Source organism: Piscicoccus intestinalis NBRC 104926, assembly GCF_001515525.1.
Lineage (GTDB): Bacteria > Actinomycetota > Actinomycetes > Actinomycetales > Dermatophilaceae > Kineosphaera > Kineosphaera intestinalis.
Map to the genome: position 1 here is coordinate 1 of NZ_BCNQ01000142.1, position 10,937 is coordinate 10,937.

8 protein-coding genes are annotated in these 10,937 nt (G+C 72.3%); 3 read left to right on the forward strand and 5 right to left on the reverse strand.

Features of this window, described 5'->3' with window-relative positions; translation table 11 throughout:
* Positions 1-153: 153 nt before the first annotated feature.
* Both PINTE_RS17515 and PINTE_RS17520 read right to left on the reverse strand, forming a co-directional pair.
* Positions 154-1,512 (reverse strand): exo-beta-N-acetylmuramidase NamZ family protein, encoded by a 1,359-nt coding sequence (locus PINTE_RS17515; RefSeq protein ID WP_068433349.1) that lies wholly within the window; start codon positions 1,510-1,512, stop codon positions 154-156.
* Positions 1,513-1,562: 50 nt separating this feature from the next.
* Positions 1,563-3,416 (reverse strand): glycoside hydrolase family 3 protein, encoded by a 1,854-nt coding sequence (locus PINTE_RS17520; protein ID WP_068433351.1) that lies wholly within the window; start codon positions 3,414-3,416, stop codon positions 1,563-1,565.
* Between the two features lie 263 nt (positions 3,417-3,679).
* Here PINTE_RS17520 and PINTE_RS17525 point away from each other — a divergent pair, with 263 nt between their 5' ends.
* Positions 3,680-4,075 (forward strand): hypothetical protein, encoded by a 396-nt coding sequence (locus tag PINTE_RS17525; RefSeq protein WP_068433353.1) that lies wholly within the window; start codon positions 3,680-3,682, stop codon positions 4,073-4,075.
* A 41-nt stretch (positions 4,076-4,116) separates the two neighbouring features.
* Here PINTE_RS17525 and PINTE_RS17530 read toward each other — a convergent pair whose 3' ends face one another.
* Entirely contained in the window at positions 4,117-5,586 is a 1,470-nt protein-coding gene (locus tag PINTE_RS17530) for a glucose-6-phosphate dehydrogenase (RefSeq protein ID WP_245643028.1), read from the reverse strand.
* Positions 5,587-5,822: 236 nt separating this feature from the next.
* Between PINTE_RS17530 and PINTE_RS17535 the strand changes: the two genes are divergently transcribed.
* Positions 5,823-6,410, forward strand: coding sequence for a Uma2 family endonuclease (locus PINTE_RS17535; RefSeq protein ID WP_068433355.1), 588 nt, complete (start codon positions 5,823-5,825; stop codon positions 6,408-6,410).
* Between the two features lie 11 nt (positions 6,411-6,421).
* Here PINTE_RS17535 and PINTE_RS17540 read toward each other — a convergent pair whose 3' ends face one another.
* The gene (locus PINTE_RS17540; protein ID WP_068433357.1) at positions 6,422-8,362 is read right to left on the reverse strand and encodes an acyl-CoA dehydrogenase family protein; all 1,941 of its coding nucleotides are present in this window, start codon (positions 8,360-8,362) and stop codon (positions 6,422-6,424) included.
* Positions 8,363-8,579: 217 nt separating this feature from the next.
* The gene (locus tag PINTE_RS17545; RefSeq protein WP_084343746.1) at positions 8,580-10,208 is read right to left on the reverse strand and encodes a helicase HerA-like domain-containing protein; all 1,629 of its coding nucleotides are present in this window, start codon (positions 10,206-10,208) and stop codon (positions 8,580-8,582) included.
* Between the two features lie 51 nt (positions 10,209-10,259).
* Between PINTE_RS17545 and PINTE_RS17550 the strand changes: the two genes are divergently transcribed.
* A complete protein-coding gene (locus PINTE_RS17550; RefSeq protein ID WP_068433361.1) occupies positions 10,260-10,790 on the forward strand; it encodes a LytR C-terminal domain-containing protein in 531 nt (176 codons plus the stop codon).
* Positions 10,791-10,937 lie beyond the last annotated feature (147 nt).

Consider the following 10,937-nt stretch of genomic DNA (forward strand, 5'->3'; position numbering starts at 1 on the left):
CGCGCACGCTCACCCCCGCAGCCTGCCCCGCCGCGCGATTCGCGTGCTCGCCGGCGCGCGCGAGCGCGCCGTCGGTGAGGGTGACGGCGAGCGCGGAGGCCAGGCCCGCGCAGAGCAGTGCCGCGGCGGCGCGATGGGTTCGCATGTGGCGCCTCAGCGGTACAACAGGTGCGGTCGGCGGGCCCGCTCGAAGGCGGCGAGCTCGTCGCGCCAGGCGGCGAGGCATTCGTCGGCGGAGGCGCCGGAGTCGACCATCGTGCGTAGCCGCGCGGAGCCGGACAGCTTGTCCACCCAGTACGGCCGGGCGGCGTCGTAGGAGTCTGCGCGCCAGGCGAATCCGGGGTAGAGCCGCTTCGCCTCGACGAGCATGTGCGCGGCGACGGCGATGGCGTCGACGCGGTCGCGGTCGGTGATGTGCACCTGCACGCCGCCGCACACCGCGTCCTTGTGCTTGCCGAACGTCGGGGTGAAGTAGGCCTCGCGTAACCGCACGCCGCGCAGCCCCCGGTCGTTGAGGGCGGCGGCCCAGCGGTGGTCGACGAACGGGGCGCCGATGAGTTCGAACGGCCGGGTCGTGCCGCGGCCCTCCGAGAGCACGGTGCCCTCGAACAGCCCCGTGCCCGGGTAGAGCAGCGCGGTGTCGGGCGTCGGCATGTTCGGGCTCGGCATGACCCACGGCAGGCCGGTGTCGGCCCACAGGTGCCGCCGGCGCCAGCCGGAGGCGACCACGACGTCGAGCTGCGGCACCCTCGGCGCGCCGTCCTCCTTCGGCAACAGCTCGGCGTTGAAGAACCGCGCGAGCTCCCCGACGGTCATGCCGTGCTGCATCGCGATCGGCTTCAGGCCCACGCCGGTGGCGTACGCGGCGGTGAGCATGGGGCCGCGGGCGGCGCCGCCGACGGGATTGGGGCGGTCGAGCACGACGAACCGGAGCCCGAGCCGGGCCGCCGCATACATCGCGTGGTACATCGTCCACACGTAGGTGTAGAAGCGCGCGCCGACGTCCTGGATGTCGAAGACGACGGTCTCGACGCGGGCCTCGCGGAACCGGGCCTCGAGGTCGGTGGCCTTGGCGCCGTAGGCGTCATAGACGGTCAGGCCGGTGCGCGGGTCGGTCGAGGTGCCCTCGCTGGCGCCGGCCTGCGCCGTGCCGCGGAACCCGTGCTCGGGCCCGAACACCCCGGCGATCGTCACGCCCGGGGTCGCGGCCATCGCGTCGACGAGGTGGGTGAGGTCGGCCAGCGTGCCGGTCGGGTTGGTGATGATGCCCAGCCGGGTGCCCGTCAGCGACGACCAGCCCTCGCCGGCCAGCCGCTGCGCGCCCGTCGTCACGCGCGCCCGCGCGGCTGCCGCGTTCGTCGCGCCGGCGGCGCCGGTCGCGCCGGTCGAGCCGGTCGGTGCTGTCGGGGTGGCGGGCACGGCGCGGGCGGTGTCGCCGACGAGGACGGCGCCGGCGAGGCCGCCCAGTCCGGCTCCCAGGAGGTTGCGGCGGGGCAGGGGCGGCAGGGGCATGGTCGGACTCCGATCGACAAGGGGTGCGTCAGCGGGGTGGGCGGCAGGCGTCAGCGGGCGCCGGCGCCGAAGCGGTAGAGCACGCCGGCGCCGTCGGCGGTGGGGATGTCGACGGGCAGGCGCCCGGTCGCGCGCGCCTCCCCGAGCAGCACGCGCGCCGCGGCGCGCACCGAGACGGCGTTGTAGGAGTAGGCGGCCAGATACGTGCCGACACCGGGAAGGGCGTTGATGTCGTAAGGGTTTCGCACGGCGACGACCGCGACCTTGGTGCCGGTGCGCTGCAGCGCGGCGACGAGATCCCGCTGGCTCTTGTTGGCCTCGGTCGAGGCGTTCATCGTCGTGACGACCGCCAGGTCGGCCTCGGTGGCGTTCGCGACCGCCTGCTCGATGAGCGCAGGAGTCGGCGCGGAGCCGGTCTCCAGCGCGGTCGCGGTGGCGCCGCGGGCGGTGAACTCCTGCGCGAGGGTCTTGGTCGCGGTCGCGCCGTAGCCGACGACCGCGACCTTGCGGCCGGCGAGCGCGAACGGCACGACCCCGGCCTCGTCGGTGAGCAGCGTCATGCCGCGCTCGGCGATCGCGTCGGCCTGCGCCCGGTGCGCCGGGGTGCCGACGACGTCGTCGATGCGCGCCGGGTCGACGTACGGCTGCGCGAACAGCCCGCGCTTCCACTTCAGCTGCAGGATGCGGGTGACCGAGGCGTCGAGCCTTTCGGTGCTGATCCGGCCGCTGCGCACGGCGCCCAGCACCGCGGTGTAGGCGGCGTCCATCGCCGGGGTCATGAGCAGTTGGTCGGCGCCGGCCTCGATCGCGCGCACGGCGACCTCACCGTCTCCGTACTTCGTGCGCACGCCCTCCATCGCCAGGGAATCGGTGACGACGACCCCGCGGAACTTCAGGTCCTTGCGCAGCACGTCGGTGAGGATCGTGCGGCTCAGCGTGGCGGGCTCGCCGGAGGAGTCGAGGGCGGGCACGACGAGGTGCGCGGTCATGATCTGGTCGACCCCGGCCTTGATCGCCGCCCGGAACGGCGGCTCGTCGAGCTCGCGCCACTGCGCCCGGGTGTGCGTGATGACCGGCAGCCCGGTGTGGCTGTCGACGGCCGTGTCGCCGTGGCCGGGAAAGTGCTTGGCGGTGGCGGTGACCTGCGCGTCGTTCTGGAAGCCCTTGACCTGCGCGGCGACCATCGAGGAGACGAGGTTCGGCCGCGAGGAGAATGAGCGCACCCCGATGACCGGGTTGGCGGGGTTGACGTTGACGTCGGCGTCGGGCGCGTAGTCGACGCCGATGCCGACGGCCTTCAGCTCGGAGCCGGTGATCGCGGCGGCGCGGCGGGAGTCGCCGGTGGAGCGACCGGCTCCGAGGGCCATCGCGCCGGGCAGTTGGGTGGCGGGGGCGCCGAACCGGATGACCGGGCCCTGCTCCTGGTCGGTGGCGACCTGCAGCGGGATCGGCTCGCCGGAGCCGATCGCGGCGCGCTGCAACCCGTTGGACAGGCCGGCGATCTGCTGCGGATCGGTGAGATTGCCCGACCAGCCGAAGTAGATGACGCCGCCGAGGTGGTACTTGGCGATGACCTCGGCGGGGGTGGCCACGCCGTACAGCGGCACGTTGCGCTGGTCGGGGGTGGTGGCCGAGGCCCCGTAGAAGTGCTGGACGAAGAGCTGACCGACCTTCTGCTCCAGCGACATCCGCCGCACGAGCGAGGCGATCGCACGCTCGTCGGAGACCCGCGCGGGCCGCGGCGCCCGATCCTGCTTCTGCACACTGTTGTGTGTCGTTTCGGCGGTTTCGGGCTCCGGGCTGGCGGCCGCTCCGCCGAGACCGGGCAGGACGGTGGCGGGTAGGGCCAGGCTCAGGCACAGCGCGAGACCGAGCGGGCGAAGGCGGCGCGGGGAGTCGGTCATGCTGGGTCCCTCCGTCGTCGGCGGCGCCCGCACGGCCCCGAGTGGGCGCGGCGGCACCGACCGTTATGTGAAGAAGCTCCCCCCGAACCACTCCTGTCGAGCGTCACCCGCCGCCGCGGGACGATCAAGCACCGGACCGTCGGCGATTCCCCGGTGCGGGGCAGGCCTGCGCATAGCAATGGTCAAGTCGGCTCTCGCGGGCCGGCCGGGGCGGGCCGGGTCCCGGGAGGCGGGCCGGCCCCTCGGGCAGGCACCATGGGCGCATGTTGACCGTGGAGCTGGCATCCGAGCTGTCCGCCGCCGGGGTGATGTGGCACCCCGCGCCGGGCGACCGCTTCGTCATCACCAGCGAGCAGCTGCTCGGCGACATCTTCTGGATCAGCGACCTGACGATCGAGCTGCACCACTACGCGGGCTCGAGCGTGCTCGGGTTCAACGGCACGACCGAATGGGCCCTCGATTCCGTGGCGCTGGACCAGACGCTGTGGCTGCCCCGCGAAGACCAGCTGCGCGAACTGCTCGGCGACCGGCTCCGGTGCGTGCGTAGGGAGCCCGAGGGCTGGCTCGTGGAGTCCGACGACGCCGCCGGGGAGCCGGTGCGCACCTTCGACGCCGACCTGGAGTGCGCCTACGCCCGGGCGCTGTTGCGGGTGGCCTGAGCCTGCGCCCGTTCGGCCCGGGTCGGCCAAGTCGGCCCGGGTCAGTCCGGCAGGGCCTCCTCGGGGTCGCCGGTGGACTCCCAGCGCGCGGGCCCCTGGGAGCCGGCGGGGTAGGTCTCCAGCGGCACCTCGCCGGAGGTCCAGGCCTCGATGACGGGTGTGACGATGCGCCAGCACTCCTCGGCGATGTCGCCGCGCACCGACAGCAGCGGGTTGCCGTCCATGATGTGGGCGAGAATCTCGCCGTACGGACGCAAGGTGCTGGGTCCGAGGTCGGCGCTCATCGTCGTCGTCTCCAGCGAGAAGACGTCGCCCTCGCCGTTGGTGTTGATGGACAGGGTGACCCGCTCGGGGTTCATGTCGATGAGGAGCCGGTTGGGCTGGGGCGGCAGCGGATAGAACCCGGCGGGCACGTGGTTGACGGGGCGGAACGTCACGACGATGCGGCGGCAGCCCCGCCCGATCGCCTTGCCGCTGCGCAGGGTGAACGGCACCCCGGCCCAGCGGGCGTTGCGGATCCCGACGGTCACCTCGGCGAGCGTCTCGGTGCGCCGCTCGGAGTCGACGCCCGGCTCCTTGGCGTAGTCGGGGATGTCGGTGCCGTCGATGGTGCCGGCGGTGTAGCGCGCGCGTCGCGAGGAGCGCTTCGGGTCCTCGCCCCAGATCGTCATCGCGCGCAGCACGTGGATCAACAGGTCGCGGAACTCCAGCTCGTCGATGCGCGCCGGGTCCTCCATCGCGAGCAGCGCGCACACCAGCAGCAGGTGGCTCTGGATCATGTCGGCCAGCGCACCGGCCTTGTCGTAGTAGCCGGCCCGGCCCTCGAGCGCGAGGCTCTCGTCGAAGGCGATGTCGACGCGCTCGATGTTCGCGGCGTTCCACACGGGCTCGAAGATGCGGTTGGCGAATCGGAAGCCGAGGAGGTTGAGCACCGAGCCCTTGCCGAGGAAGTGGTCGATGCGAAAGATCTGACTCTCGTCGGCAAAGCGGTAGAGCACCTTGTTGAGGCGGGCGGCACTCTCGGCGTCGGTGCCGAAGGGCTTCTCGAGCCCGAAGCGGTACGTCGACGGGATGTCCATCGAGGCAAGTAGCACACAAATCTGTGCGGTGACGGCCGGTGGGAGCGCGAAGTAGAGCACGACGACGCCCTGTCCCAGGCCGTCGAGGAAGGCCCCGAGGGCCGCGTCGTCGAGCAGGTCGAGCTGGTGGTAGGCGGTGTCTTTGGCGACCTTGCGCGCGGGCGCGGCCAGACAGCCTCCCTCGCGCAGGGCCTCCTCGACCCGCGCGGTCCAGTCGGCCGGCTCCATCGGGTCCATCGCGGCGCCGACGAGGTGCACCGTGCGGTCGGGTTCGTTCTTCAACAGCGTGCCCAGCCCCGGCAGCAGGAGCCGGTGCGTCAGGTCGCCGGAGGCGCCGAGGATGACCAGCGTGACCGGCTCGTCGCCGGCATGGTCGGCCTGGGCGTGCCCGGCGGTCGGTGCCTGCGTGACCATGTGCATCTCCTGGGTCATCAGATGGGAGTCCGGGCGGGCGCCGCGACGTCCGCCCCGCCTGACGGTAACCGCTGCCCACCCCGATTCGCGCGAGGTGACGCCTGCATCCACAGGCCGGGGTCGCCCGTGCGCCTTATCCACAGGTGGCGCGCTCGGGCTGAGCGGCCCCGGCCCCTCGTGATCTAGCGTCGTCGACATCTGTTCCGCCCCGGGCTCGCCGGGGCATACTCGAACACACCCGAGAGGAGGAAGCGGTGAGCATCGTGACCGCACCGCCGCGCATCGTCAGCCTGGCCGAGTGGGATGAGGACTTCTCGCAGCGCGAGGACGCCTACGAGCTCGTCCGCGGCATCCCCACCGTGGCTCCCAACGAGATCATGGCCAACGTCGACGCGGCCTCGCTGCTCGTGCAGAAGCTCGGGCCGATCGTGCGTCCCCAATGGCGGCCGCTCCCGCAGTTCGCCGTGCACCTGGGCGCCGACGACGACGGCCGGCACACCGTGCGACAACCCGACGTGACCGTGGTCCGGCGCGACGCGCCGAAGACGGTCCACCGAGTCGAACCGGGCACCGTCGCGCTCGTCGCCGAGGTCGTCTCCCCGAGTTCGATCGAGACCGACTGGGTCACCAAGCGCGCCGAGTACGCCGCCGCCGGCATTCCGGCCTACCTCGTCATCGACGTGCGCGGCGACCGGCCGATGGTCGTGCTCTACGACCGCCTCGATCCGGCCACCGGCGACTACGCCGACCCCGACCTCGACGCCCCCGACTTCGGCGAACGCGTCACGGTGCGCATCGGCGAGCACACCGTCGAGTTGCGCGCCGCCGACCTCGTCGACTGAGGCGCCCGGGGTCACACCGCCTCCTGCGCCTCCTGCGGGGTCAGCGGGTCGATGAGGTCGCTGACCAGCCACTCCCGCGGGATCGCGAAGGCGTCGACGTACGTCTGCGCGTGCACCCGCACCTGCGCGCAGAGGGCGTCGACGCGGCTGGTGAGCCGCTTGGACTGCTCGGGACCGAGCCGACCGTGCTCGAGGAACCACGCGCGGTTAGCCTCGACCGTCGCGCAGGCGAACAGGTCGCCGAGCAGTTCGAGGCGGTCGCGCCCGGAGCCGGCGGGGCAGCGGTCGATCGCCGCCGCGAAGGCCTCGAGCAGGATGCGGTCGATGTGGGCGCGGGCGAGTTCGAGCACGTGCTGCTGGGCGGCGTTGAAGCCGTCCCAGTTGGCCTGCGGATCGTCGGCCGGCAGGTCGCGCAGCCGGGCTGCGAGGGTCTGCAGCACGTGCCGCTCGCGGTCCTCGAACAGCGCCAGCTGACCGCCGCGGTCGCCGAGCGCGGCCTCGGCGTCGCGGCCGGGCGCGCCGGAGATGAGCCGCTGGAGCAGACCGCCTCCGATGGTGCGCTCGATGAGGCCCTCCCCCACCTGCCGGGCGACCAGGCCCACGGTGCGCACCGTGCCGAGGTCTTCGAACGCGGCGGCGTGCGCGGTGAGCAGCGACTTGGCGACGAGCTGCAGGAGCACGGTGTTGTCGCCCTCGAAGGTCGTGAACACGTCGGTGTCGGCACGCAGCTTGCCGAGCCGGTTGAACGACAGGTAGCCGGCCCCGCCGCACGCCTCCCGGCACGTCTGGATCGTCGTCGTCGCGTGCGCGGTGTTCGCGACCTTGAGCGCGGCGGCCCGCTCCTCTAGCTTGCGGCGCTCGCGCTGATCGGCGGCCTCCCCGGCCGTGTAGATCTCGTGCATGGCGGCCGTCAGCTCGTTCTGCGCGAACGCCAGCGCGTACGTGCGGGCCAGCGCGGGCAGCAGTTTGCGCTGGTGGGCGGGGTAGTCCAGGAGCAGCACGTCGCGCCCGTCGGGTCCGGGGAACTGGCGGCGGCGGCCGGCGTAGATCACCGCCAGCGTCAGCGCGTTGCGGGTCGCCGCCCCCGCCGCGGCGCCCACGGTGATCCGGCCGCGCACAAGGGTGCCGAGCATCGTGAAGAAGCGCGCGCCGTCGCGCTCGATCGGCGAGGAATACGTGCCGTCGGCGTCGATCGAGCCGTAGCGGTCGAGCAGGTTCTCCCGCGGCACCCGCACGTGATCGAAGGCGAAGCGCCCGTTGTCGACCCCGGGCAACCCGGCCTTGCCGCCGCAGTCGCCGATGCTCACCCCCGGCATCGGTTCACCGTGCTCGTCACGCACCGGCACGAGCACGCAGTGCACGCCGTGATCGGTCTCACCGGTGATGAGGCGGGCGAAGACGGCCGCCATCCGCCCGTCGCGGGCGGCGTTGCCGATGTAGTCCTTGCGCGCGGCGCGGTCGGGGGTGTCGACGACGATCTCGTCGGTCGTCGGGTCGTAGGTCGCGGTCGTGCGCAGCGACTGCACGTCGGAGCCGTGCGCGCTCTCGGTCATCGCGAAGCAGCCGAGCAACTCACCGGAGGCGATCAGCGGCAGGTACCGCTCGTGGTGACGCTGCGTGCCGAGCGCGGTGACCGCCCCACCGAACAGGCCCCACTGCACGCCGGCCTTGACGAACAGCGAGAGGTCACCGTGCCCGAGCATCTCGAAGGCGGTCACCGAGGCACCGTGGTCCGGGCCGCCCTGCTCGGCCGACAACCCCAGCCCGGAGAAGCCGATCGAGGCGAGGTCCATGAGCTGGTCGTGGACCCGGGCGCGGTACTCCTCGATCGGCAGCTCGGTCTCCGGGGGCCCGAATCGGCCCGGCTCGATCTGGCTCCGGGCCCGTCGGCGCACGTGCGCCCACCGTCCGTCGAGGACCTCGCGCAGAACCGCGGCATCGTCGTCGCTCATACTCAACGGTAACCTGTGTCCGAACCGGGCGCCAAGAATGCCCGTCCCACCCGCGACAACCGCCCAACCCCACCCCGTGAGAACTGCGTGTCGTGGTGAGGACTGCGACACGGACCGCAGTTCTCACCACAACACGCAGTTCTCAGGGTCGTTGGGCGCTGCGCGTTGGGTCGTTGGGTCGTTGGGCGTTGGGTCTTGGGTCGCTGAGTCCTCAGGGTCAGCGGCGGCGGGCGGTGCCGAAGATGCTGCGGGTGATCTCGCGGCCGATCGCGGTGCCGGCGCTGCGCATCATCGACTTGAACATGCCCGAGCCGACCACCTGCTCGACCAGCCCCGGCTCCTCCTTCTCGGCGCGACGGCGCGGGGGCTCGCGAGCCGGTTCGGGCGCCTGCGGTTGTGCCTCGGCGGGGGCGGCCTGCGGCTCCGGCGCCTGCTGGACCCGCGCGGCGAGCATCTCGTAGGCCGACTCCCGGTCGATGGCCTGCGCGTACGTCGCGTTCAGCTCGGAGGCCGACACGATCTGGGCCATCGCCGCCTCGTCGATGGGGCCCATGAGCGACTGCGGCGCGCGCATCCGCGTCCACGCGACCGGAGTCGGGGCGCCGCGCTCGGAGAGGACGGTGACGACCGCCTCCCCCGTGCCGAGCTGGGTGAGCAGCGACTCCAGGTCGTACTCGCTCTTGGGGAAGGTCTTGACCGTGGCCTTGAGCGCCTTGGCGTCCTCCGGGGTGAAGGCCCGCAGCGCGTGCTGCACCCGGTTGCCGAGCTGGCCGAGCACGCCCGCGGGCACGTCGCGCGGGGTCTGCGTGACGAAGAAGACGCCGACGCCCTTGGAGCGGATGAGCCGCACCGTCTGCTCGATCTGCTCGAGGAACGCCTTGCTCGCGTCGTTGAACAGCAGGTGTGCCTCGTCGAAGAAGAACACGAGCTTGGGCTTGTCGACGTCGCCGACCTCGGGCAGGTCTTGGAACAGGTCGGCGAGCAGCCACATGAGGAACGTCGAGAACACCTTGGGCCGGTCCTGCACGGCGGGCAGCTCGAGGCAGGAGATGACGCCCTTGCCGTCGGAGCCGGTGCGCAACAGCTGCGAGGTGTCGAGCTCGGGCTCCCCGAAGAAGACGTCGGCGCCCTGGTCGGAGAAGGCGATGAGCTGGCGCAGGATGACGCCCGCGGTGGCGGCCGACAGTCCGCCGAGTTCCTTGAGGTCGGCCTTGCCCTCCTCGGAGGTCAGGTGCTGCACGACGGCGCGCAGGTCCTTCAGATCGAGCATCGGCAGGCCGCGCTTGTCGGCGTAGTGGAAGACGAGGCCGAGGCTGGACTCCTGGGTCGCGTTGAGTCCCAGCACCTTCGCGAGCAGCGTCGGGCCGAAGTCGGTGATCGTCGCGCGGATCGGCACGCCGGTGCCCTGCCCGCCGAGGGTGAACAGCTCGACGGGGAATCCGGCCGCCTCCCAGGTCTGCCCGACGTCGGACGCGCGGGCGCTGACCTTGTCGTTCGGCTGCCCGGGCGCGGCCAGGCCGGACAGGTCGCCCTTGATGTCGGCGAGAAAAACCGGCACGCCGTTGGCCGCGAGCTGCTCGGCCATGAGCTGCAGCGTCTTCGTCTTGCCGGTGCCGGTGGCGCCGGCCACCAGCCCGTGCCGGTTCATCACCGACAGCGGCAGATTGACCGGGGCGTCGGCGTGCGCGGTGCCGCCGGTGACGGCCGCGCCCAGCTGCATCGCGGGACCGGAGAAGGAGTACCCGGAGCGGATGGCCTCGAGTTGGGCGTCGGATGCGGGAGATTCGCTCACACGCGGCAGGGTAGCCGCTGAGCCCGACGGCCCGGGAGCGCCGGTCGCATCCATCGGTGTGCCGTCCGCGAATGTCGTTGTGCTCGCTGCATCATCGAAGGTGACATGGCTTATCGCGAGGATTACGTGCATGAGGCGGGGCGCACGAGCGCCCAGCGCCGGCGCCGTCGCGCCATCGCGAGCATGGCCGTCGTCTTCGCGCTGCTGCTGGCGGCCTTCCTCGGGGCGCTCGCGTTCAACCAGGGCTGGGTCGGCGACCGCTCGCCGACCGCGAACCCCGAAGAGGCGTGCGTGCCGTGGGACAACCCGCCGCCCCCGAAGGACGTCACGGTCAACGTCTACAACTCCACCGCGCGCAGCGGCATCGCCCGGCAGGTGGCCTCCGACCTGGCCCGGCAGAAGTTCCGCATCTCCGATGTGCGCAACGACCCGCTGCGCAAGAAGGTCACCGACGTCGCCGAGATCCGTTACGGCGCCCAGACCGAGGCGCAGGCCAAGGTGCTCGCGCAGCGCTTCCCGGGCGCCCGGCTCGTTGCCGATCAGAGCACCGACGGCATCCTCGACGTCGCCCTCGGCGACAAGTTCGCCAAGGTGGCCAACCCGCCGCTGCCCGTGCGGCCAACCAACCCCTGCTGACCGCCTCGGACGACAAGGGAGCGTGGCGGGCGGCGGGCCCTAAGGGAGGCTGGCTGGGCGGGGTGGATGTCGCCGACCGCAAAGGTGACGCCGGCGCACAAAGGAGCGTGGCGGGCGGTGGGCCCGAAGGGAGGCTGGCTGGGCCTG

Coding starts and splice junctions, on each gene's coding strand:
- PINTE_RS17550 (WP_068433361.1), top strand. CDS start 10,260: ATGGCTTATCGCGAGGATTACGTGCATGAGGCGGGGCGCACGAGCGCC.
- PINTE_RS17530 (WP_245643028.1), bottom strand. CDS start 5,586: ATGACCCAGGAGATGCACATGGTCACGCAGGCACCGACCGCCGGGCAC.
- PINTE_RS17515 (WP_068433349.1), bottom strand. CDS start 1,512: ATGCCCCTGCCGCCCCTGCCCCGCCGCAACCTCCTGGGAGCCGGACTG.
- PINTE_RS17520 (WP_068433351.1), bottom strand. CDS start 3,416: ATGACCGACTCCCCGCGCCGCCTTCGCCCGCTCGGTCTCGCGCTGTGC.
- PINTE_RS17545 (WP_084343746.1), bottom strand. CDS start 10,208: ATGGATGCGACCGGCGCTCCCGGGCCGTCGGGCTCAGCGGCTACCCTG.
- PINTE_RS17525 (WP_068433353.1), top strand. CDS start 3,680: ATGTTGACCGTGGAGCTGGCATCCGAGCTGTCCGCCGCCGGGGTGATG.
- PINTE_RS17540 (WP_068433357.1), bottom strand. CDS start 8,362: ATGAGCGACGACGATGCCGCGGTTCTGCGCGAGGTCCTCGACGGACGG.